Source organism: Rothia nasimurium (assembly GCF_014217215.1).
GTDB classification, from domain to species: domain Bacteria; phylum Actinomycetota; class Actinomycetes; order Actinomycetales; family Micrococcaceae; genus Rothia; species Rothia avistercoris.
In genome coordinates this window covers 2,267,557-2,289,527 of the sequence record NZ_CP056080.1, presented here as the reverse complement: position 1 = coordinate 2,289,527, position 21,971 = coordinate 2,267,557, and the positions used below count along the sequence as shown (strand labels likewise).

At 63.1% G+C, this 21,971-nt stretch carries 18 protein-coding genes and 1 riboswitch; of the genes, 11 read left to right on the top strand and 7 right to left on the bottom strand.

Translation table 11 applies throughout. The features are described from left to right. Window positions 1-23: 23 nt before the first annotated feature. Window positions 24-2,864, bottom strand: coding sequence for a multicopper oxidase domain-containing protein (locus HWU94_RS10365; RefSeq protein ID WP_244955967.1), 2,841 nt, complete (start codon window positions 2,862-2,864; stop codon window positions 24-26). A gap of 199 nt (window positions 2,865-3,063) precedes the next feature. Between HWU94_RS10365 and HWU94_RS10360 the strand changes: the two genes are divergently transcribed. The 5 genes from HWU94_RS10360 (at window position 3,064) to HWU94_RS10340 (ending at window position 7,858) form a co-directional block, all read left to right on the top strand. Continuing rightward, entirely contained in the window at window positions 3,064-3,567 is a 504-nt protein-coding gene (locus HWU94_RS10360; RefSeq protein ID WP_185173651.1) for a DUF456 domain-containing protein, read from the top strand. 18 nt (window positions 3,568-3,585) lie between these two features. Next, window positions 3,586-4,053, top strand: coding sequence for a hypothetical protein (locus HWU94_RS10355; RefSeq protein ID WP_185173650.1), 468 nt, complete (start codon window positions 3,586-3,588; stop codon window positions 4,051-4,053). A 6-nt stretch (window positions 4,054-4,059) separates the two neighbouring features. Then, window positions 4,060-5,337 carry a glycosyltransferase 87 family protein gene (locus HWU94_RS10350; RefSeq protein ID WP_185173649.1) on the top strand — a complete coding sequence of 426 codons (1,278 nt, stop codon included), beginning with the start codon at window positions 4,060-4,062 and terminating at the stop codon, window positions 5,335-5,337. 78 nt (window positions 5,338-5,415) lie between these two features. After that, window positions 5,416-6,543, top strand: a complete 1,128-nt coding sequence (locus HWU94_RS10345; protein ID WP_185173648.1) for a CPBP family intramembrane glutamic endopeptidase — start codon at window positions 5,416-5,418, stop codon at window positions 6,541-6,543. A 10-nt stretch (window positions 6,544-6,553) separates the two neighbouring features. Beyond that, window positions 6,554-7,858, top strand: a complete 1,305-nt coding sequence (locus tag HWU94_RS10340) for a M18 family aminopeptidase (protein ID WP_185173647.1) — start codon at window positions 6,554-6,556, stop codon at window positions 7,856-7,858. 70 nt (window positions 7,859-7,928) lie between these two features. Here the strand turns inward: HWU94_RS10340 and HWU94_RS11795 are convergent, their stop codons facing one another. Further along, a complete protein-coding gene (locus HWU94_RS11795) occupies window positions 7,929-8,135 on the bottom strand; it encodes a carboxymuconolactone decarboxylase family protein (RefSeq protein ID WP_409348808.1) in 207 nt (68 codons plus the stop codon). A 236-nt stretch (window positions 8,136-8,371) separates the two neighbouring features. Here HWU94_RS11795 and HWU94_RS10330 point away from each other — a divergent pair, with 236 nt between their 5' ends. Then, a complete protein-coding gene (locus HWU94_RS10330; protein ID WP_185173646.1) occupies window positions 8,372-9,109 on the top strand; it encodes a phosphatase PAP2 family protein in 738 nt (245 codons plus the stop codon). On the opposite strand, the gene nadE is transcribed toward HWU94_RS10330, so the two are convergent. Next, window positions 9,078-9,902 carry an ammonia-dependent NAD(+) synthetase gene (nadE, locus tag HWU94_RS10325; protein WP_185173645.1) on the bottom strand — a complete coding sequence of 275 codons (825 nt, stop codon included), beginning with the start codon at window positions 9,900-9,902 and terminating at the stop codon, window positions 9,078-9,080. The genes HWU94_RS10330 and nadE overlap by 32 nt on opposite strands. Window positions 9,903-10,074: 172 nt before the next feature. Here nadE and HWU94_RS10320 point away from each other — a divergent pair, with 172 nt between their 5' ends. Further along, entirely contained in the window at window positions 10,075-10,542 is a 468-nt protein-coding gene (locus HWU94_RS10320) for a DUF4870 domain-containing protein (RefSeq protein ID WP_185173644.1), read from the top strand. Between the two features lie 4 nt (window positions 10,543-10,546). On the opposite strand, the gene HWU94_RS10315 is transcribed toward HWU94_RS10320, so the two are convergent. Beyond that, the gene (locus HWU94_RS10315) at window positions 10,547-10,972 is read right to left on the bottom strand and encodes a low molecular weight phosphatase family protein (protein WP_185173643.1); all 426 of its coding nucleotides are present in this window, start codon (window positions 10,970-10,972) and stop codon (window positions 10,547-10,549) included. Window positions 10,973-11,234: 262 nt separating this feature from the next. Here HWU94_RS10315 and HWU94_RS10310 point away from each other — a divergent pair, with 262 nt between their 5' ends. After that, window positions 11,235-12,419 (top strand): tyramine oxidase subunit B, encoded by a 1,185-nt coding sequence (locus HWU94_RS10310; protein WP_244955966.1) that lies wholly within the window; start codon window positions 11,235-11,237, stop codon window positions 12,417-12,419. A 179-nt stretch (window positions 12,420-12,598) separates the two neighbouring features. On the opposite strand, the gene HWU94_RS10305 is transcribed toward HWU94_RS10310, so the two are convergent. Continuing rightward, window positions 12,599-14,575 carry a M13 family metallopeptidase gene (locus HWU94_RS10305; protein ID WP_185173642.1) on the bottom strand — a complete coding sequence of 659 codons (1,977 nt, stop codon included), beginning with the start codon at window positions 14,573-14,575 and terminating at the stop codon, window positions 12,599-12,601. 265 nt (window positions 14,576-14,840) lie between these two features. Between HWU94_RS10305 and HWU94_RS10300 the strand changes: the two genes are divergently transcribed. After that, window positions 14,841-15,617, top strand: a complete 777-nt coding sequence (locus tag HWU94_RS10300) for a hypothetical protein (RefSeq protein ID WP_185173641.1) — start codon at window positions 14,841-14,843, stop codon at window positions 15,615-15,617. A gap of 147 nt (window positions 15,618-15,764) precedes the next feature. Further along, complete coding sequence (locus tag HWU94_RS10295) at window positions 15,765-17,282, top strand: MDR family MFS transporter (protein WP_185173640.1); 1,518 nt, start codon at window positions 15,765-15,767, stop codon at window positions 17,280-17,282. 93 nt (window positions 17,283-17,375) lie between these two features. Here the strand turns inward: HWU94_RS10295 and metE are convergent, their stop codons facing one another. Further along, window positions 17,376-19,706 carry a 5-methyltetrahydropteroyltriglutamate--homocysteine S-methyltransferase gene (metE, locus tag HWU94_RS10290; RefSeq protein WP_185173639.1) on the bottom strand — a complete coding sequence of 777 codons (2,331 nt, stop codon included), beginning with the start codon at window positions 19,704-19,706 and terminating at the stop codon, window positions 17,376-17,378. 37 nt (window positions 19,707-19,743) lie between these two features. Continuing rightward, window positions 19,744-20,655: a methylenetetrahydrofolate reductase gene (locus tag HWU94_RS10285; RefSeq protein WP_185173638.1), complete on the bottom strand. Its 912-nt coding sequence runs from the start codon at window positions 20,653-20,655 to the stop codon at window positions 19,744-19,746. A 104-nt stretch (window positions 20,656-20,759) separates the two neighbouring features. Beyond that, a riboswitch (SAM riboswitch) is annotated at window positions 20,760-20,849 on the bottom strand. Window positions 20,850-20,962: 113 nt separating this feature from the next. Here HWU94_RS10285 and HWU94_RS10280 point away from each other — a divergent pair. After that, on the top strand, window positions 20,963-21,949 hold the full coding sequence (locus tag HWU94_RS10280; protein ID WP_409348794.1) for an aldo/keto reductase: 987 nt from the start codon (window positions 20,963-20,965) through the stop codon (window positions 21,947-21,949). The last annotated feature ends 22 nt before the right edge of the window (window positions 21,950-21,971 follow it).

The following is a 21,971-nucleotide window of genomic DNA, read 5'->3' as shown; positions in this document are numbered from 1 at the left end:
TTGCCCGCACAGGCGGGCTTTTCTTATTTTCCGGTGACGACGATCTGCCCGCGGGCCCCGCGTTCGGCGGCGGCAAAGTTGTGGTTGACGAAGGTGTAGGTGCCCGGTTCGGTAAAGACCATTTCGACGAAGCCACCCTGGGCGGCTGAAAGGTCGAGGGCTTGGGCGCCGCCCCCGCTGGAACCAAAAGCATCTAACCCGTCCTGTAGTAGGTAGCCGCCTTCCTTGTAGACCGTATCGAACTGGCTACCCACCACATGCAAGCTCAGCTCCCCGTTGGGCCCGGCGTTGAGCACCCAGATGCGCACGCGCTCGCCGACGCGGGCGGTGAGCGGGTCGCGTAGGTACTGGGTGGCGTGGCCGTTGAAGAGGGTGAGGGTGGGGGTGCCAGCGGCGAGGCCTTCGGGGGAGATGTCGGTGAGGACGCCCTCGCCCGGGTTGGCGGTGGAGGTTTGGGTGCTCGTGGTTTCGGTTAGGGCTACCTCTGACTGCACCAGCAGGTATTCGCGGTCTACCTCGGGCAGGTCAGCGGGGTCGATGATGACCGCCCCAAACATTCCCGCTGCCAGGTGGGTGCTCATGGGCATAGTGGAGCAGTGGTAGAGCCAGATGCCCGAGCGCACGGCTTCAAAACGGTAGGTGAGGGATTCACCGGGGGCGATGGTGCGCATAACCTCGTCAGGGGAGACGGTTCCGGCGTGGAAGTCTACCGAGTGCCCCATGCTCCCGTTGTTGACGAGTGTAATTTCAAAAATATCGCCCACGCGCCCGCGCAGGGTGGGGCCCATGTAGGAGCCGTTGAAGGTCCAGGTGTTGAGGTTGACCTCAGGGGCGATTTCGCGGGGGAGTTCCTGCACATCCAGGGTCTGGCGGTGCACGGTGCGGCCGTCGATGCTTTCACCGTCGGCTACGGGAGCCAGGGTGGCGTCGCGGGTCTGGTAGCTTTCAGAGATATCGCCCTGCAGGTCAATATCGGTGGGGGCTAGTACCGAGTCGGTCGCCCCGCCGGTGCTGTACCCGGCGTGGGCTGAACTGTCGGCGGCGCTGGTGCCCGCCTGGGCGGCGTCCGCCCCACTTGCTACCACCGTGAAGGTCATACCCATAGCCTTGTGCCCGACCACCGAGCACCAGCCCTCTAGGTCACCGGTGATGATGCCGACGTCCACGCTCTTGGTTGCCCCGGGGTCGATGCGGCCGGTGGTGGCTCCGTTGGGGAAGGTCAGGTCGTGGGCGTTTTTGGTGTCGGTGTTGGTGACCTCAATGACCAGGCGGTTGCCTACCGGCACCTCTGCGGTGTCGGGGGTAAAGCGCATGTCGGCGGTGGCTTCGACGGCCAGGGTGGTGGTCTGGCCGGTGGCACTCCCGGCGGACGATGGCGCGGCAAGTCGTGCGCGGGCCGCCGGGTCAACCGCGACCCCTAAGGCTACGATCAGAGCCACAGCCAGGGCACCGATGAGGGCATTGCGCAGGTGGGGTACGGGAGTCGGTGTGAGCACCTCGGGGTCGGGGGTGGGCGCCTCGCCACGGGCCCGGGCCTGAATCATGGCCTTGCGCGCGCTAACGGAGGCCCGCACCCCGCGCATCATGAGGGGGATGAAGGCGAAGAGGGTAAAGGCTCCGAGCAGGGAGGCGCCGGTGCGCACCCAAGAGCCGGTGAGGGAAACCGGCAGGATGAAGATGAGCAGGGAGAGGTTGACCATGACGGTGCGGCCCGCCGCGAAACGGTTGAACTCCTTGTTGGCGGCGCGGACGGCCTTGGGACCGCCGCCCATACGGGCGGGCAGTAGGTAGGTCATGGCACCCAGCAGGGTTTGAGCCAGGAAGCCGGCAACAAATATGGGAGTGACCGGGCGCAGGGTCAGGGAGTCAAAGGGGGAGGTAGCGACCAGATAGGCAGAGAAAAGGACGCCCGCGGTCAGCCAGACCATACCGGCAGCTACCGAGAAGGTCGCGTAGTCGGCAGGCTTCTTGGCGGCAGCGGTGCGCACCATGAGGGTAAGAACTAGCCCCAGGGCACCGGCGTAGAGCAGCAGGCCGGTAACAGCCAGCCAGGTGAGACCTGCCAGGGCGCCGGCCACAGTGAGCCCCAACCCCGCACACAGGCCTGCCAGGGCGCGGGTGGAGCGGACGACGGCGTCCGGCACCATGACCGTGCGCAGCATGGTCGGCCAGAGGGTCATCAGGGTACCCACCACCGTGATACCCACAAAACCCAGAACGTTGATAGCCTCGTGGGCCAGCAAAAGACGGCCGTGCCAGGTGGCACTCAACCCGTCATAGGCTAGCAGGGCACCAAAAGTAGCGCCCACCGGCAGAAGCCAGGAGGCTGCAATGTAGTAGCGAATCGTCACCCCAAAGCGGGCAGGTAGGGCAGCACGCATCTGCTGCAGCAGGGCAACCCCGTGCCAGGTCACCGTAGCGCCCACGCCCACCGAGCCGAGCACCGTCAGCGGGTAGAGAGAAAAGACCACACCCACCATCAGCACCACCATCGAGGCGTTGAGGGTATAGATACGGGCCAGCTGCACCGGTCGAGCGGTGTCGGGGAGCTTGTGCTTGAGCAGGGCCTCGGTGAAATGCTGGGACCACACCAGAATCGAGTTGGTGATGAGACCCAGGGTGACCATATGAACCATCAGCCAAAGGGACTCTGGAATCCACCGGTGGGTCATGAGCACAATGAATAGGGCAAACATCCACAGGGACACCGGCTTAGAAGCCCTGCGGTGCCAGGTGCGGCGGCCGGTAGCGATATCGCGGGCCTGCCGGTCGGCGATAGGCGCACCGGGGGCATCGAGCGGACGCGCTCCCAGGGTCAGCTGCTCGCGGTAACCGGGGCGGGGGGTGGCGTCCTTATCTGGCATCTCTACTCCAAAACTTGTATGCGTAATGCTGATTATATCAGTGTGGTTTTACGATGAGATAGCTAAGCATTGGGCATACCTCTGCCTATCGACCCTCTTGCTCCTCACCTGGGGGCTCGTCGCAATTCACGCCAGACCCGGCCAATAGGCTTCGGCATGCCCAATGCTTGCCAGTAACCGCACCGGTAAACTGAACAGTATGACCCTAGCTATCGTGATGACCCTTATCACCGTCGTCCTCATTGCCGTTGGCATCGTCGGTATCGTCTACCCCATCCTGCCCGGCTCCTTCGCCGTGCTCGGCGGCGTGCTGCTCTGGGGGCTTACCCTGCGCGGGCCGGAAGGCTGGTGGCTCCTCGGCCTAGGCCTTCCCATCATGATTGCGGGCATGGCCGCCCAGGCCCTACTCACCGGCAAGACCCTCAAACAGCGAGCCATTCCCAACCGCTCTATTCTCTGGGGCGTGCTCGGCGCAGTGATCGGCATGTTCGTAATCCCCGTCATCGGCCTCTTCGTCGGCTTCGCGGTAGCCCTGCTGCTCAGCGAAACCGTGCGCAGCCAGGGCGATATCGCCACCTCAGCACGCAGCACCCTGGCCGCCCTCAAATCAATGGGCATCGGCATCCTCATCGAACTCGCCGCAGCCCTCACCACCGGCACCATCTTCACTATCTGCGCCATCACCTACTTCATCACCGCCTAACCGGTAGACTGGTTTCCCGTGAAAACACTGCCTGCTTCCCTCATCCTTGCCGCCACCGCCATCGTCCAGGCCCTCGGTATCTTCCGCTACACCGAAGACACCATGGCCCTCTCCGGTCAAATCTTCTTCCCCGTACTCTTTGCGCTCATGGCCATCTACATCACCTGGCGCAACAAAGAAAACAACGGCGCCTTCCCCCTCGCCCACATCATCATCGCCGCCCTCGCCGTTGTAGCCCTGGGCGCCACCATCGCCGGGTGGAGCGCCAGCCTCTACTACTTCTACCCCTCCTACTACGTCTTCTACGCAGCCCTCGGCCTGCTCGTTCTCGAACTCGCCCTGCGCATCGCCGCCCTGCCCAAGAAAGCCGCCGAGGAACGTCCTACCAAACGCCTACCCGGCCACGCCAAAACCAAGCGCGGCACCAACCTGGTAGCCGTCCGCAAAACCGCAGACCAGGACGCCGCAACCCCCACCGAAAAGTAGCCCCAGGTGCCCCTCTTCAGTCTCACTACCCGCCTGCCCGCCCGGCACATCATCTGGCCGGTTCTCGCCGGCATCTTTTTCATAGCGGTCATGCAGTGGCACATCCGCCACTCCATGATCCTCAACGGCCAAGACTTCGAGGTCTACCGCACCGGCGCAGGCGTAGTCTTCGGCGACCTCTACCCCGGTAAAACCCTCTACAACTACTACCTCGAAGATGGGCAGCCCATCACCCTGCCCTTCACCTACCCGCCCTTTGCGGTCATGGTCTTCGCCCCCTTCGCCTTCCTGCCCCTCTGGGCCGGTGCCGGGGCCATGACCCTCCTGGCCGTCCTGGCAGCCCTCTGGATCTCGGTACTGATTCTCAACCACGCGCGCGCTCGCGGAATCACCGTACCCGGCGAGGCCCTGCTAGGTAGCCGCTCGACGGTTGTAGTGATGGCTACCTGCATCACCATGTTTAGCCCCTGGGACCGCGGTATTGGCCTAGCCCAAATCAACGCCCTGATTCTGCTGCTGGTGCTCATCGACCTGCTCCGCCCAGCCACCCGGGTGCCCCGCGGTGTACTCATCGGTATCGCTGGCGGTATCAAACTCACCCCGCTGGCCTTCGGCCTAATCCTGCTCATGCGCCGGGACATCAAGGGGGTGCTCACCCTGGGCGTCACCTTTGCAGCCACAGTCGCGGCAGGGTTCATCTTCATGCCCGCCACCGCCCGCGAATTCTGGTTCTTCGCCATCTCAGACCCCTCCCGCGTGGGCAACATCGCCTATGTTGATAACATCTCCACCCTGGGCTGGCTTCTGCACCTGGGGCTTGTTGAGGGGCCGCTGCTCTCGGCGTTGCGCTACGGCCTTATTCTGGCCCTGCTGGTGGGCGTAGCCTACCTAATTCCGGTGCTGCACCGCCGAGGTATGGTGCTCTCCCAGATAGCCCTCAACGGGTTTCTCATGATGGCCATGTCGCCCATTTCTTGGTCCCACCACAACATCTGGCTACCCCTGCTGATTGCCGCCTTCTGGCTGGACGCCTTCCCCACCTTCTTCACCCTCGCCCCCCGCGCGGTACGCCTACTGGCCGGTGCCCTAACGATCATCGGCTTCGCCGGGCTCATCTACGGGCCCATGCGCATTGGCATTCGCCTCGACCCCACCACCCACAACCTCGACGAGCTCAGCCAGGGCGCCCTGGCGGCGTCCTCTGCCCCCATCATCTGCCTCACCGCAGCGGTGCTGCTCTGGGTCGCGGTTGCGGTGCGCTACCGGCGAGCGCTCGTCAGCTAGCCCCCGGGGAACGAACTATGACGCGGACGCCCGCCCTCCCCTTGCACGGGGCAGGGCGGGTTTCGCTAGGGTAGAGGCATGAGCACACCCAACGACCCCCGTATTCCCTGGCAGACACCCGCCCCCAACCCACCGCAGACTGCGGCACCGGACTACGGGCCGGCGTCCGCCCACCCGCGAGCAACCCACCCGAACCCGGTGCCCCTGCCGCCGGTCGGCTGGCGCCCCGGCTATCGGCAGGAGAAGCAGAGTCTGGGCTACCACCGGCTTTCCCACGCCGACCCTAAAGGTGCCTGGTGGAAGCCCCTGGTCGAAGCTGTCATCGGGGTACCGCTCTACCTGGTGCTCTCCCTGCTGCTGGTTGTCATCTTCTTCTTCGTGCTCCTGCTGGGCCTTGACCCCGCCCTGCCCGCTGACCCCAGCTACCTCATCCTCGCTGCGAGCCCGGAAATCCTTGAGCAAGAGGCCCTGCGGAGCCCCGCCACGTTCGTCTTCCTCTTCGGGTCTGTAGCCCTCATGTTCCCTGCCCTCTGGGCCGCCCGCCTGATTCTGGGGCCTAAGCCCTGGGGTCTGATTCACTCGGTCGCCGGGCGTATGCGCTGGGGCTGGCTGGCTACCTGCTTTGGGATAGCGGCCCTGCTCATTGTGGCCCTGCCCCTCGCCTTTGATACGGCCCTGGGGGCTCGCTACGTCCCCAGCACAACCCTGCCGGTGAGCGGTCTTGTCGCTATGCTGGTCGCTATCGCCCTGGTGGTGCCGGTGCAGGCCTACGCAGAAGAACTGGTCTTCCGCGGCTATCTCATGCAGACCATCGGCCGCTGGCTGAAACACCCTGCCTGGGTCATCGTGATTCCGGCCCCGCTCTTTATGCTGGGGCACCTCTACGACCTGTGGGGCCAGCTCTCTGTATTGGTCATGGGCCTGGCCGCCGGGTACATCACCTGGCGCACCGGCGGGCTCGAAGCGGCGATCGCCCTACACGTGGTCAACAACCTGCTGGCCATGAGCTTCGGTGTGCTGGGCATGGCCGACCCCTTCCTGCAGGAAGGTTCCACCGTGGGCATGTTCATCTCGTCGCTGGTGTCGAACGGCCTGTTCGTGCTGGTCGTTATCTGGGCGGCGAACCGTCGCGGGCTAGAACGCACCCGCCCAGCCCTGGTCTGGGTCAAGGAAAGCCACCCTGAAGAGTCGCAGCCTGTCCGGTAAAATGTGGTCTATGACTCTTTCACAGACCTTCGATGCCCGAACCAACATTGATGATTTAGCCGCCTTCATCACCGCGTCCCCCACCTCCTTCCATGCGGCGGCCGAGGCCGCCCGCCGCCTGGCCACCGCCGGCTTCACCGAGCTGAGCGAGCAGGACGCCTGGGGCAGCACAGCTGCGACCGGCAAGCACTTTGTGGTGCGCGACGGGGCCATCATCGCCTGGGTGGGCACCGAAGCCCACGAAAGCTACCGGGTGCTGGGTGCCCACACCGACTCCCCGGGCTTCAAGGTCAAGCCCAAGTCCTCCGTACGCACCCTGACCTGGAACCAGGTGGGGGTCGAAGTCTACGGCGGGCCCCTGCTTAACTCCTGGCTCGACCGCGAACTGCGCCTGGCCGGGCGTCTCACCATCCTGGTCGACGGGGAACTCGAAACCCGCCTGGTCGCCACCGGACCGATCGCCCGCGTCCCCCAGCTCGCCATCCACCTGGATCGCGCCGCCAACGAGGGCCTCAAACTCGATAAGCAAGGCAACCTCTACCCCGTCTGGGGCTTCGGCGACTCCACCGGCGACGTGCTCGCCTACCTGGCCGAACGCGCCGATGGCGGGCCTATCGACCCCGAAATCATCGTGGGCTACGACCTCATGTTTGCCGACTCTGCCGAACCCCGCGTCTTCGGTGAAAATGACGAGCTCTTTGCATCGGGTCGCCTGGACAACCTCAGCTCCGTCCACGCCGGCCTCACCGCCCTCATCCGCTACGCTCAGGCCGGGGTAGAGTCAGCCCAGACCGCCGTGCTCGCCGCCTTTGACCACGAAGAAATCGGCTCGGAATCGCGCTCCGGGGCTGCCGGACCCTTCCTTGAGGACGTCCTGGTTCGACTCTCCGAAGCCCGCGGCGAGTCCGCCGAAGCCTACCGCCGCTCCATCTCTGAGTCGGTCTGTCTCTCCTCAGATGCTGGCCACCTGGTGCACCCCAACTACGCCGGGCATCACGACCCGACCGTCCGCCCCGCGCCCGGCGGCGGGCCCCTGCTCAAAATCAACGCTAACCAGCGCTACGCCACCGACGCCGTCGGCGCAGGAATCTTCGCCCAGGCCTGCGCCCTGGCTAAGGTTCCCTACCAGGAGTTCGTCTCCAACAATAACGTGCCTTGCGGCTCCACCATCGGTCCCATCACGGCCACCCGCCTGGGTATGCGCACCGTGGACGTCGGTGTCGGCCTGCTCTCCATGCACTCGGCCCGCGAACTCACCACCGTAGCCGACATGGCCCACCTGACCCGCGCGATTGAGGGGTTCTACAGAATCTAGAAGGCACAGCCCGATAGTCTTGTGCGCGTCGGCACCCTGAACGCCAGCCCGTGCCCGCCGAATTCTTCCTTCACCACCGTGTGGGGGAAGATGCGCTGCTTGACCCCGCCTTCGGTGTAGGTGAAGAACTGGGTGAAGCCAGCCGGGCTGCCGGAACTGTCGGCAAAGATTTCGTAGGCGCCGCAGCCGTCCTCGTCGCGCTCAGACCCGCCTTGATGGCTCGCTTTGTGTGCACCTTCAGGCAGTAGGCGCAGCCGTTAATCTGCGAGATACGCAGGCAGACCAGTTCGATGAGCTGGTCATCAAGGCCCGCTGCGCGGGCTGACTCGCCCGCCTGCTTGCTCAGGGCGCCAAAAGCTGCCCAGGCTGCCGGGTCGGATTAATCGAGATAAAACTCTTTGGGTGTATCAGACATAGCACCAGCTTACTTGCCGGGCTCTCTAGCAAGCAGCTAGACGGGACGGCCCGGGGCGAGCCGGTAATCTAGAGGGTGCCCCGTGAAGAGAGATAGCCGTGAACCACACCCCCGAATCGCCCCGTACCGGTGGGGCGCGCGTCCGTCCGCCCGCTGCGCCCAAGGACACCCCCGCGCCCACTCCTGCCCCCGGCGAGCTGGCGGGGCTCCGGGCCCGTCTAGCTCGCGCCAGCCTCACGGGCTTTCTGGTTTTTGTGACAATGTGGCTGGTCAACGCGCAGTCCCTCACCAACCCTGTGGATAACGCCGTCTGGCAGGCGTCGCTGACCTGGCGCACGGGCACGCTCGATGCCTTTTTCTCGGTGCTCACCCAGGCCTTCAACACCCTGCCCATGACGATCTATGTGCTGGTGGCCCTAGGGTTCTTTATCTGGCGCTACCGCTCTGCCTGGCCCCTGGCGACCCTGGGCGTAACCATGATTCTGGCCCCGCTCACCGTCACCCTCATCAAAAACCTTGTGGACCGGCCGCGTCCCTCCCTCACGCACCGCCTCGTTGAGGAGCTGACTTTCTCGTTCCCGTCGGGGCATTCCACCAGCACCGCTGCCTTCTGCGCTACCCTCTTTCTCACCGCCTACCCCGCCCTGACGCAGCGAGGACGCCGCGCCCTGGGAGCAGGGCTCGGCGTCCTCGCGGTGACCATCGGGTTTTCCCGTATCTATGTGGGGGTGCACTGGGCTACCGACGTGGTCGGCGGCCTAGCCCTGGGCCTGGCCATCGCCTGCCTGGTGCACCTGGTCGTTTTTACTGCCTATACCAGGAATCAAAAATCGTGACCGGGGTGGTGCGCTTATGGCGCGACCGCAAGAACCTGCCCTCGATATTTTCTGCTGCCGCCGGGTCGATGTCCTTACCTTCTAGGTAGTCGTCAATCTGGTCGTAGGTGACGCCCAGTTCGTCCTCGTCGGTGCGGCAGGGCTTACCGTCGAGCAGGTCGGCCGTGGGTACCTTCTCCCACAGTCGGGTATCGGCGCCCAGTACCTTGAGCAGGGCCCGATTCTGGCGTTTATTCAGACCAAAGAGGGGCATGATGTCAGCTCCACCATCACCGAACTTGGTAAAGAAGCCGGTGACAGCCTCAGCGCCGTGATCGGTGCCGACCACCAGCAGGTTCTTCTCACCTGCCAGGGCGTACTGAGCAATCATGCGGGCACGGGCCTTCACGTTGCCCTTGTTAAAGTCAGCAATGGGGCGGCCGGTCGCGGTAGTAAAAGCGGACTCAAAGCCGTCAACAGCCTCTGCGATGTTATAGGTGACGGTCTGCTGGGGCATGATGAAGCGCAGGGCAGCCTGGGCGTCGTCCTCGTCGGCCTGCACCTTGTAGGGTAGGCGGACGGCAAAAAACTCAGCCTCAACACCCTCTAGCTCCAGCTGCTCTACAGCTAGCTGGCACAGGCGTCCGGCCAGGGTAGAATCCAGCCCACCCGAAATACCCAGCACAAAACCGCGGGTGCCGGTGGCTTTGAGATAGTCCATGAGGAATTGGACGCGCTTGCGCACCTCCTCAGCCGGGTCGATGGAGGGCTTCACGCCCAGTTCTTCAATGATGTGAGCCTGTAAATCGCGCATGACTCTATGCTACTGCCCGGCATGCCCCGGTCTTACCGTTAGGACGTAACGCGCCGGTTAACTCTCCACCCAGAGTATGAACTCGCATACGTATGTATCTGCCTACGCCCACTTGAGCCCGTCTGTTGACTACAGTGAAAAGTAGAACACTGACGACGAAGGAGATACAGCCATGGCTGAGCAGAATCAGAACCCCTACGGTAACTACGGCAATCAGAATGGGCCGGGGCCTAACTTTTCTACCCCAACCTACGATGCCTACGGCAACGTCATTCCGGCTGATGCTAAGAGTCTGGCTATGTTCGCCCACCTCTCAGGTCTGCTGGGCCTGGTATTGACCGCATCTTTCGCGAGCTTTGTGGGCCCTCTAATTTTCTGGGCAATTTACAAGGATAAGCCGGGGTACGCCTTTGTGCGTGTGGCTGCTGCCGGTGCCTTTAACTTCAGCTTCACCCTCTGGATCATCAATACTGCCGCCTGGGTGCTGACATTTGTGACCTTTGGGCTGGCAGGTCTATTTACCTGGATCGTCTTCATCGCGGTATGGGTAGCCCTGATTGTTGCGCACATCCTTGCAGCGGTGAAGGCCAATAGCGGTGAAGTTTTCACCTACCCCATGACCCTCACCGTGCTGAAATAAAGCCCTAGCGGGTGAGTTCGTCGAGCAGGGCCCTGACACGGTGATCAATATCGTCGCGAATCAGGGCCATACGCTCTGCACCCTCAATACCCTGTTGGGAGGGCTCTACAGTTTCCCAACGCTCAGTCTTAGCCAGGATCTCAGGGTCATCGGTTTCAAGCTGGGCAGCAGCCCCCACAATAACGATGCGGTCTGCGGCAGCTAAATCCCCAGCGGATGCGAACTTGGGGGTACCTGTGCTCATATCGGCCCCAATTTCGGCCAGTGAAGCGGCCGACTCAGAGTTCACCGCACTACCCACCGCAGCCTTGGTGCCCGCAGAAGTTGCGCGCACGCGTCCTTGCGCATGGAGGTTCATCAGGGCCTCAGCCATCTGCGACTTACCCTTGTTGGACTGGCAAATAAAAAGGACGCTGGGGGTGGGGTTCACGGGGCCTCCTCGGGGCTGGTGCGGGTGGGCTACTACCCACCGTGGTGAGACGCGTACAGAGACGACCTTACCGCCTCTTGCTTAACATCGCATGAATTCTTCAATGACCTGTCTAACAGGTTAAGCTGCTCCACGGCGAAAGCATGCGGAACAGGGCCCTACCACCTGCCAGGTATGCCCAAAAACTCATTTATCTGCAGCGTCTAAAAGTGTTATGTTGATTCGTCTGAACTTTTAACACTCATAGTTGGAGATCCCCCGCTTGACCTCACACGACGCCTACCTCAACGCAGCCGTTGACCCCGAACTCAACCCCGTCTTCCCCCGCATTGACTTCCGCTACCTCTCAGAAGCCGACATGATTGCAGCGGGCGTAGAAGACGTCGCCGCCTGCACCGACGCCATGGAAGAAGCCCTGGCCCTGCACGCCCGCGGCGACTACCGCATGGCCGGCCACAACGGCGAATCCCACGGCGCTAAGGTACAGTTCCCCGTCAACCCCGCCCACGAGGGCATGCCCGCCGACGGCCCCGACCGCCGCTACGTCGCCATGCCCGCCTACCTGGGCGGCTCCTTCCGCACCATGGGCGTCAAAACCTACGCCTCTAACATCGACAACCGCGAGATTGGCCTACCCCGCTCCATTCTCATGCTCACCCTCAACGACGCGACCTCCGGCGCCCCCCTCGCCTACATGAGCGCCAACCTGCTCTCGGCCTACCGCACCGGCTGCGCCTCCGGCGTCGGTGCCCGCCGCTTCGCCCCCAAAAACGCAAAGGTGCTCGGCCTGCTGGGCCCCGGTGTCATCGCCAAAGCAACCGTCGCAGCCCTCATCGAAGCCCGCCCCACCGTCGACACCATCAAGGTGCTCGGCCGCTCCCAAAAAGGCATCGACACCTTCATCAGCTGGGCCGAAGAAACCTACCCCGGCATGAACGTCATCGCCGTTGAAGAACTAGAAGAAGTCGTGCGCGACTCAGACATCGTCACCTTCTGCACCTCAATCCACGTGGGCGACCCCGAAACTTACCCCACCGTCCGCCGCGAATGGGTCAAGCCCGGCGCCTTCTTCGCCATGCCCGCCGCCTGCAACCTCGACGAAGGTATGTTTGAACCTGACGTGCGTAAACTCGTCGACAACGCCGGTATGTACGACGCCTGGGCCGAAGAAACTGAACCCGGCAAGTCCCACAACTACGTCTCCATCGTCGGCTGCAAGTTCAACGACCGCATCCATAAGGGCCTCATGGCCCCAGAAGAACTGCGCGACATGGGCGAAGCCCTCAACCACCCCGCCCCCGAGGACGATGAAGAAAAAATCACCGTCTACTCCGTCGGCGGTATGCCCATTGAGGACGTCGCCTGGGGCACCGTGGTCTACCGCAACGCCGTCCGCAAGGGCATCGGCACCGTGCTGAATCTCTGGGACGTCCCCGCAATGTCCTAGCGCTCGGGTAAGCAAAAGGACGCCGGTGAGTAGTTCACCGGCGTCCTTTTAGTTAAGCGGGGTGCGGGGCCTTCCCCGGAAGGCGACTGGCTGGGGCTGGCATGAATCGAGCGAGCGCGCCAGCGCGAGCTCGAGAAGGTTAGTCGCCGGAGGGGAAGGCCCCTGCGCCTCTCCAGGAGCTACCAGATACGCACGCGCTCCTCCGGTGCCAGGTAGAGGGCGTTCTCGGGCTGCACGTCGAAGGCGGTGTAGAACTCGTCGATGTTGCGGACCACGCCGTTGACGCGGAACTCCTCGGGGGAGTGCGGGTCGATGGCCAGGAACATCTCGGCGGTCTGCGGGCGGGTCTTCATACGCCAGCCCTGGGCCCAGGAGATAAAGACGCGCTGGGTGGCGGTCAGACCGTCGATGACGGGGGCGGTCTCGAGGGTGAGGCCCTGGCGCTCCAGGTAAATCTGGTAGGCCTTGAGCGCGATGGAGAGGCCACCCAGGTCACCGATGTTTTCGCCCAGGGTCAGCTCGCCGTTGACAGTGAACTTCTCGGGGTCTAGGCCGGTGGGGGTGTAGCCGTTGTACTGCTCCACCAGGGCCTTGGTACGGGCGGTGAATTCTTCGCGGTCGGCGTCCGTCCACCAGTTGTTGAGCGCGCCGGTGCCGTCGTACTTGGAACCCTGGTCGTCGAAGCCGTGGCCGATCTCGTGGCCAATGACGCCGCCGATAGCGCCGTAGTTGACGGCGGCGTCCGCGTCCACGTCGAAGTAGGGGGCCTGCAGGATTGCGGCGGGGAAGACTATTTCGTTGGCCGGGGGCATGTAGTAGGCGTTGACGGTCTGCGGGGTCATGAGCCACTCGGTCTTGTCAACGGGCTCGTTGATGCGGGCAATCTGGAACTCGTGCTCAAAGACGCCCGAGCGGCGTAGGTTCTCGAAGAGGTCGTCGGTGAGTTCGAGGGCGGAGTAGTCGCGCCACTTGTCGGGGTAGCCGATCTTGGTGACGAACTTGCTGAGCTTCTCGAGGGCACGGGTGCGGGTCTCGTCGGTCATCCAGTCTAGGTCGGTGATGGAGCGGCGGTAGGCTTCGAGCAGGTTGTCTACCAGTTCCATCATCTTGGCCTTGTGGGTGGGCGGGAAGTGAATCGCTACGTACTCCTTGCCCAGTTCTTCACCCAGGGAGCCTTCGACCAGGCCGACGCCGCGCTTCCAGCGGTCACGCAGCTCTTCGGAGCCCGAGAGGGTGCGGCCGTAGAAATCAAAGTTCTCTTCGACGATGGCCTGGTTGAGGTAGGGGGCGCGGGAGTGGGCCATGTGCCAGATGTACCAGAGCTTCCAGATAAAGAGGGGAGCGGTGGCCCACATCTGGGCGGCTGCCTCAAAATAGGAGGGCTGGTTAACCACAACGGTGCCGGCCTTTTCGGTGGAAATGCCCATGCCTGCTAGCCAGGTGGTGAAGGGGAAGCCGGGGAACTTCTCGTCTAGCTCGGCGGCTTCGACCGGGTTGTAGCGCTGGTTGGCGTCGCGGGTGCGCACGTTATCCCAGTGGTGGGAGGCAATTTCGGTCTCGTGGGCGAAGACAGCGCGGGCGGCGTCTACAGGTTCAAGACCGAAGTTTTCGGCCATGCCGGTCAGCTCAAACATGCGCTCAATATGGGCGATGTAGGCGTCGCGCAGTTCGGCGTACTTCTCGTCGCGGTAGTAGGACTCATCGGGAAGACCCAGGCCGGTCTGCGCCAGGTAGAGCACGTACTTCTCGGGGTTCTTCGCGTCGATGCTGGTGTACCAGCCGAAGGGGCCACCGTGGCCCTGGCGGTCAAGCTCCGCCATGACCTGCACAAAATCATCGGGGGTAGCCGCGTCCAGTACCGGCTGCACCTCGGCGAGTAGCGGGGCAGCGGCGTCCGCCTCAATTTTCTCGGTGTTCATGAAGGACGAGTAGAGGGCGCCAATGCGTGAGGACGGCTGCTCGGCGGCGAACTTCTCAACAATGTCGCGCACGTGCTCCTCGGCGGCATCGCGGAGGAAGTACATGCCGCCATCGCGCGAGCGGTCGGCGGGGATGACGTGGGCGTCGTACCAGGTGCCGTTGACGTGACGGAAGAAGTCGTCGGCGGGGCTGGTCGCGGGGTCAAGGAAGCTGGTATCAATACCTGAATGTGTCATGTGCCCCAGTTTATTCCGCCGGTACGGTCTTGGCCGGTATGACCTAGACGGTTTGGCTGAGGGCGTGATAGGTACCCGGCCAACAAATGAGCCTACAATGCCCACTCTTATCGCCACAAATGGGGATTTTATCTAGCTACAGATTTTTTTCTGAGAAACAATAAAAGGTGAGGAAGCCTGCGGTTCCTATTCGTATTGCGCTAGCTACCTCACACATCACAACATTTATACACAGTGACACCACTATCTCTTGAGGGAGAACACTATGTCCCATTCCGCAAGCCGTCGCACAGCCCTTAAAGGTCTGGTACTTGCTGCGCCCCTGCTGGCTGTAGCCCCCGCTGCATTTGCTGATAGCACCACCCCCACCCAGTCCACTCAGCCAAACCAGCCGACTCAGCCCACCCACTCTACCCAGCCCACCACCCCCGTTCAGCCGACTCCGCCCACTAACCAGGCACCCCTGCCTCCCGGCTGCCACGAAGGTACCTGGATGCGCGATATTCCCTGCGCCCACTTCACCGACCAGAGCAACGGTGAAGGCTGGTGCTACGGTAACACCGCAACCCTAACCCTTGATGCTTCCGCAGGCCGCCAGGGTTACGATGTCCAGTGCTACCTGGTTCCTGTTCGCGGGGATGCTGGCCGCTACAATACCGCCGGTAACGCACGTGAACGCTTCCGTGGCATCCGCTCCGGCTACTACAGCAGCAGAAATTTCTACTCCGGTAACTGGTCATCCCCCTGCGACGTGAGCGGCCTACAGCTACCCTTCTCCTACGACGGCTACGAATCAGGCCGTAAGACCATCACCCTGCCCCAGGGCTCCATCATGGTTCAGTCCAGCAACGTCTACTTCAACAGCAACCAGGGCGTAGGCAAGCTCCAGCTTCAGCTAGGTAACCGCTGGTTCAGCTCCTCCCAGAGCTGGCTCAAAGCTATCTGGGTTATTAAGAACAAGGCCACCGGTCACTGGCACGTTCTCGATACCGTTGGTGTCTCCGGCGGCGGCTGGGGTTCCGGCTACGACGGTTGCTTCTAAGAGAATCCGCTCTTAGTTAGCTTTCAGGCGCTATACCTTGAGGAAAGGTGTAGCGCCTGTTTGTATGCCCGGACCTGCCCCTGGCCGGGGAGTTGTGAGCAAGACGCTATATACGCTCCCAGTCGCGAAGAGTAGGCTTAAACGCCTATGTCTTCTACGCAAACACACTCTCACCCCGAAACCGGAGCGCACGCGGTCACTGAACCGGCTGCGCACACCGCATCAATGCCCGCTGCCCATAAACTAGAGCGCCAGGAGTTCTTGCTCCTGGCTATTATGGTCATCGCGGCCTTCGTGCTGATTCTGAATGAAACCCTGCTGGGCGTAGCCCTGCCCGACATCATGTCAGATTTGAACATCAGCGCTTCCACCGCCCAGTGGACCTCCACCGGCTTCATGCTGACCATGGCGGTCGTAACCCCGGCTTCTGGCTTCATCATCTCCCGCTATTCCATCCGCACGGTCTTCGTGGGTGCTATGGCCCTGTTCTCCCTGGGTACCCTGGTGGCTGCCATCGCCCCCGGCATTGCCCTGCTACTGGTCGGACGCGTGCTCCAGGCAGGCGGTACCGGCGTGATGATTCCGCTGCTTATGACCACTATGATGCGCCTGGTTGCCCCCAGTAAAATCGGTCAGGCTATGGGCCTTATCGGTATGGTCATTTCTGCAGCGCCGGCTGCTGGCCCCACCGTCTCAGGTCTTATTCTGAACGTCGCTAGCTGGCGCTGGCTCTTCTGGCTGATCCTGCCCATCGGCATCATCGCCCTGGTGATTGGTCTACGCCTGGCCCCGGCCGAGAAGCCCGAGGGTAGCTCACAGAAGCTCGATGTCTTCTCTATCGTCCTCTCAACCCTGGGCTTTGGCGGCCTGGTGCTGGGCCTGTCGTCCATGGGCGGTGATTCCTCCCACGGCGGTGCCCATCTGCCGGTTAACCCCTGGGTTATTGTGGCTGTCTCGGTTGCCCTGCTGGCCGTGTTTGTGCGCCGTCAGATTCAGCTGCAAGACCGCGGTCCCTTCATGGACCTGCGCATTTTCCGTGCCCGCCCCTTCACCCTGACCGTCATCATGACCTCCCTGGGTATTGGCGTCATGCTAGGTACCGCAATTATGATTCCCCTCTACGCCGCAAACGTCCTAGGCATGAGCGCCCTGCAAACCGGCCTGATGCTGCTACCCGGTGGCGTGCTCATGGCGGTGCTGAGCCCCGTCGTCGGCCGCCTGTCGGACCGCTTCGGCGCCCGCACCCTGGTCATCCCCGGTGCCCTGCTCTTTAGCGCCTCCATCTGGCTAATGAGTACCTTCAGCACCCAGACTCCCGTCTGGTACCTGGTGGGTACCTACATGCTCATGACTTTCGCCCTGCCGCTCATCAACACCCCCATGATGTCCCTGGGGCTGGGTTCTCTCGACCACGAGCTGCACGCTTTCGGTTCCTCGGCTATGACCACCTTCCAGCAGGTATCCGGTGCCGCAGCAACCGCCCTTTTCGTGGCTCTGCTGGGTATCGGGTCGGCTGCCCACGGCGGCACCGGCGTAGAGGCCTACATGGCCGGTGTGCACCTGGCCTTCCTGGTAGCAGCCTTCATGTCGCTGGGCTCTATCGTGGTAGCCCTACTTCTGCCCGCCGGCAAGCAGGCTCCCGGAAGTGCCCCCATGGCCCACTAGGGTCGCACCTGAGCTTCACGGATGCAAGGACGCCGCCACCCACCCTCCTGCCAGGCGGCGGGGAGGGCGGGGGCGGCGTCCTTTTGCTGACGCCTAGACCGCTACGTTGAGGCTGGCTCGTACAGCCTCGGTAGCGGCAACCAGAGACTCGATGGAAGCCTTGGTCTCCTTGTAGGCGCGGGTCTTCAGGCCGCAGTCGGGGTTAACCCAGAGCTGACGGGCGGGGATATGCTCCAGGGCAGTAGCCAGCAGTTTCTCGACCTCGTCGACCTGGGGCACACGCGGGGAGTGGATGTCCCACACGCCGGGGCCGATGCCACGGTCGAAGCTCTCGGGCACATCGGCCAGCAGTTCCAGGCGGGAGCGGGCTGCCTCAATCGAGGTGACGTCCGCGTTCAGGGCATCGATTGCCCCGAAAATCTCGTTGAACTCCGAGTAGCACAGGTGGGTGTGGATCTGGGTGGAGTCGGCAACCTGCGAGGTTGCCAGGCGGAAGGCACCGACCGACCAGTCGAGGTAGGCAGCCTGATCCTCGGCGCGCAGGGGGAGCAGTTCGCGCAGGGCGGGCTCATCCACCTGAATAATGCGGGTGCCTGCGGCCTCAAGGTCAGCAATCTCATCGGCCAGGGCCAGCGCAACCTGGGTCGCGGTCGCCGCCAGAGGCTGATCATCGCGCACAAACGACCAGGCCAGAATCGTCACCGGGCCGGTGAGCATACCCTTGACCGGCTTATCGGTCTGCTGCTGCGCGAAGCTAATCCACGGCACCGTAAAGGCCTCACCGCGAGTACCCGCACCGCTACGCTTTACATCGCCCCACAGAATCGAGGGGCGGGTACAGCGCGAGCCGTAGGACTGCACCCAGCCGTGCTCGGTCGGCGCAAACCCGTCGAAGTTCTCCGCAAAATACTGCACCATGTCGTTACGCTCAGCTTCACCGTGCACCAGCACATCCAGCCCCAGACTCTCCTGGAAGTCAATCACACAGCGAATCTCCTCCCGCAGATGAGCATCGAGCTCTTCCCTGGTCAAGGCACCCTTGCGGTAGTCCGCCCGCAGGGAACGAATATGACCGGTCTGCGGGAAAGACCCGATGGTGGTGGTCGGCAGCAGGGGCAGGTTCAGATCCTCCTGGGCCTGCTGACGCACCTGAGCGGACGTGCGCTCGTAGTTCTCGGGGGTAATGGAGAGGGTGCGCTCGCGGATGCAGGGGTCGTTGACTCCGCTGGACTGGGCGCGCGCTGCGAGCGCTGCCTTGGCCTGCTCAACTTCGGTGGCGATAGCCTCGGGACCCTCAGCGAGACCCCGAGCGAGCAGGGCAACTTCGCTGACCTTCTGGTGGGCAAAGGCCAGCCAGTTGGTGAGCTTCTGGTCGAGCCCGGTTTCCAGGTCAAGGTCGTAGGGCACGTGCTGCAGGGAGGTTGAGGTTGAGACGGACGCCGCTCCCACCTCCTGCAGGGTGTGGAGGGAGGCTGCCAGGTCGTTGCGCCAGATATTGCGGCCGTTCACCACACCTGCCACCAGCAGGGGAGCCGAATCACCGCCGAAGAGGCGGGCGAGGGCGTCCTGATCATAGCCGGTAGATACCAGGTCAAGGTGCAGGGCCTCTACGCCCGAAGTGGCCAGGGGTTCTAACAGACCGGCCAGGTTGCCGTAGGGGCTGGTGACCAGCAGGGAGGGGCGGTCAGAGAGCTGGGTGAGCTCCCCGTAGGTCTTCTCAATGAGCTGCGCCAGCTCAGCTTCACTCACAGCCTGATCGGCACCCAGGGCGGGCTCGTTGAACTGAACCCAGCGCACACCGCGGCCAGCCAGGTGGGCGAGCAGATCCCGGTAGAGGGGCAGCAGGTCTGCTAGACGGTCGAGGGGTGCGAAGTCGGCGGGGGCGCCGTCCTCAGCTTTTGCCAGGAGCAGGTAGGTGAGGGGGCCGGTGATGCTGGGGCGGGCGGACGTCCCCGCCGCCTCAGCGGCTGCCAGCAGGTCGTCGAGAGCTTCGGTGTTGAGGGTAAAGCCGGTGGTCGGGCCGATTTCTGGCACCAGGTAGTGGTAGTTAGTGTCGAACCACTTGGTCAGCTCCAACGGGGGCAGGTGCTCGGTGCCGCGGGCCAGGGCGAAGTAGCCGTCCAGGTCGATCAGGCCGCGGTCATCGCGTACCGGCTCGAAGCGGGCGGGCAGGGCGGTGAAGAGGCGGGTGGTATCGAGCACCTGGTCGTAGAAGGAGAAGTCCGCGGGAATAGCGTAGTCGTCGGTCAGGCCGCACCCGGTGAGGGTGCGGTAGGCGTCCTGCTGAATCTTCTGGGCGGTCTGTTTCAGTTCGTTCTGGTCGGACTTACCCGCCCAGTAGGCTTCAACAGCGCGCTTGAGTTCGCGGCGGGCGCCGATACGGGGGTAGCCGGTGATGGTTGCGGTGGGGAAAACGGTGGTCATGGTGGTGTCTTTCTATAAGGTCTTTGGGCCGATATTTTTAGGCGTAGGTCAGTTCGGCCAGGGGGTTTTCAAAGCGGGTGCTGTAGCGGGGTAGGTCGACCCGCTCGAGAACGTCCAGCACCGCTGCGTGTTCATTGAAGGTGTAGAAGTGGATGCCGGGGGCACCGGCGTCGAGGGATTCTTGGAGCAGGCGGACGCCGAACTCCACCCCGATACGGTGCCGATCGGCGTCCCCGCTCGCGGTTTCAAGGTCGTAGGCCAGCTGCTGGGGTACGGGCAGGCCCGCCAGCGAGCAGAGGGTGGTGAGCCTGCGCAGGCTGGTGACCGGCATGATGCCCGGAATCAGGGGCAGTGTTACCCCCGCAGTTCGGGCCCGCTGCACCAGGGATTCGTAGCGGGTCGCCTCAAAGAAAACCTGGGTAATAGCGAAGTCAGCCCCCGCCCGCTCCTTGGAGAGCAGAATTTCAATATCCTGCAGCTCCGAGCTGGACTCCGGGTGCCGGGAGGGGTAGGCAGCCACCCCCACCGCCACGCGTCCTGCCGCTAGGTGGGCAAAATCCTGGGTCTCCACCCGGCGGATGAGGTCCACCAGGGATCGGGCAAAGGGGATATCGGGAGCCTGCGTACTGCCCGGCGGCAGGTCGCCGCGCAGGGCTAAAAACCCGCGGACGCCGATCGCCAGAATACGGCGAACAGCAGCTTCCAGCTCCTCGGCGGTGTGCCCCACACAGGTGAGGTGGGCCAGGGGAGTGAGCCGGGTTTCATGAACCAGATGGTCTAGCAGGGCCAGGGTTTTCTGCTTACGAGCCCGGTCACCGGAATAGGTCACCGACACATAGTCGGGGTTAGTGGGTGCCAGCTGGTCGATGGTCGTCAGCAGACTCTCGCAACTGGCAGAACTTCGCGGTGGGAAGAGTTCGTAGGAGAGCGCCGGTGTATGGGTACTCATGGTTTCCTTACAGGTCGTTGGGTAGACCCGAAAGAATGCGGTGGCCGCTCCCACTGGTGGCGGGAGGGCGCCACACAGCGCGGTGGGTGGACCGCTGGTGATGCACTCTATCGGTCCTAGCAGGAGCACCTTTCCCGTCAGGGTGGTTGCTGCGACGTCATCGAGCTAGGTCTCTCGGTCGCTCTGGATAGATTTGATGGTTCTACACTAAAAGCGCAGACAGGGCGCTGGCAAGAAACCGCCGCTCTGTGTAGCTTTTTGACTCTGTGTCGGGTGTGTCGAGACACATGACAGTAATATGACGGGTATGAGCATTGAATACCGTCAACTGGGAAAAAGCGGCCTCACCGTTTCAAACGTAGGCCTGGGGTGCAATAACCTGGGCCGCGCCAAAACCGCTACCGAAACGCAAGCCGGAACCAACGCCGTCCTCACCGCTGCCGTTGAAGCCGGCATTACCCTTTTCGATGTCGCCGATATCTACGGGGCTGAACCGGGCGTTTCTGAAACCATGTTTGGGCGGGCCCTGCGCGAGACCGGAATCGACCGCGATGAGATTGTAGTTGTCTCCAAGTTCGGTATGGATATGGGCGGTGCCAACGGCACCGACCACGGGGTGCGCGGCTCCCGCCGGTACATTATGCGGGCGGTTGAGGCGTCCCTGAGCCGCCTGGGCACCGACTACATCGACCTCTACTTCCACCACACCCCCGACCCCGCCACCCCCATCGAAGAAACCCTCTCAGCCCTGGGCACCCTGATTGAGCAGGGCAAGGTGCGCTATATCGGGTCGTCCAACCACACCGGCTGGCAGATTGCCCACGCCGAACACCTGGGCCGGGCACTGGGGCACCGCTACATTGCGGCTGAAAACCACTACAACCTGCTCGACCGCCGTGCTGAGCTTGAGGTCCTGCCCGCTGCTCGCGAGTTCGGGCTGGGCGTGCTGCCCTACTTCCCCCTGGCCAACGGGCTGCTGACGGGTAAGTATTCCCGCTCTTTTGCTCCTGCCGATGGGCGCCTGACCCGTATCAAGCCTGATATTTTGGACGGTGCTAACTGGGATCAGCTCGAAGCTTTCTCAGCCTTTGCCGCCGAGCGTGGCCTGACCGAGGTGCAGGTCGCCTTCTCGTGGCTGGCCCAGCAGGAGCCGGTTGCCTCCGTGATTGCCGGTGCCACCACCGAGGAGCAGGTGCGCGCGAACGCGGCTGCCGTCGTCCGCCGGTTTGACGCGGACGAACTCGCCCGCCTCGACGAGATCTTCCCGGCCCCGCCGAAGGTGGCGCTCTTCTAGGCGAAAGGTTAATAATTTCGGC

Coding starts and splice junctions, on each gene's coding strand:
- HWU94_RS10365 (WP_244955967.1), bottom strand. CDS start 2,864: ATGCCAGATAAGGACGCCACCCCCCGCCCCGGTTACCGCGAGCAGCTG.
- HWU94_RS10360 (WP_185173651.1), top strand. CDS start 3,064: ATGACCCTAGCTATCGTGATGACCCTTATCACCGTCGTCCTCATTGCC.
- HWU94_RS10345 (WP_185173648.1), top strand. CDS start 5,416: ATGAGCACACCCAACGACCCCCGTATTCCCTGGCAGACACCCGCCCCC.
- HWU94_RS10340 (WP_185173647.1), top strand. CDS start 6,554: ATGACTCTTTCACAGACCTTCGATGCCCGAACCAACATTGATGATTTA.
- nadE (WP_185173645.1), bottom strand. CDS start 9,902: ATGCGCGATTTACAGGCTCACATCATTGAAGAACTGGGCGTGAAGCCC.
- HWU94_RS10320 (WP_185173644.1), top strand. CDS start 10,075: ATGGCTGAGCAGAATCAGAACCCCTACGGTAACTACGGCAATCAGAAT.
- HWU94_RS10305 (WP_185173642.1), bottom strand. CDS start 14,575: ATGACACATTCAGGTATTGATACCAGCTTCCTTGACCCCGCGACCAGC.
- HWU94_RS10300 (WP_185173641.1), top strand. CDS start 14,841: ATGTCCCATTCCGCAAGCCGTCGCACAGCCCTTAAAGGTCTGGTACTT.
- HWU94_RS10295 (WP_185173640.1), top strand. CDS start 15,765: ATGTCTTCTACGCAAACACACTCTCACCCCGAAACCGGAGCGCACGCG.
- metE (WP_185173639.1), bottom strand. CDS start 19,706: ATGACCACCGTTTTCCCCACCGCAACCATCACCGGCTACCCCCGTATC.
- HWU94_RS10285 (WP_185173638.1), bottom strand. CDS start 20,655: ATGAGTACCCATACACCGGCGCTCTCCTACGAACTCTTCCCACCGCGA.
- HWU94_RS10280 (WP_409348794.1), top strand. CDS start 20,963: ATGAGCATTGAATACCGTCAACTGGGAAAAAGCGGCCTCACCGTTTCA.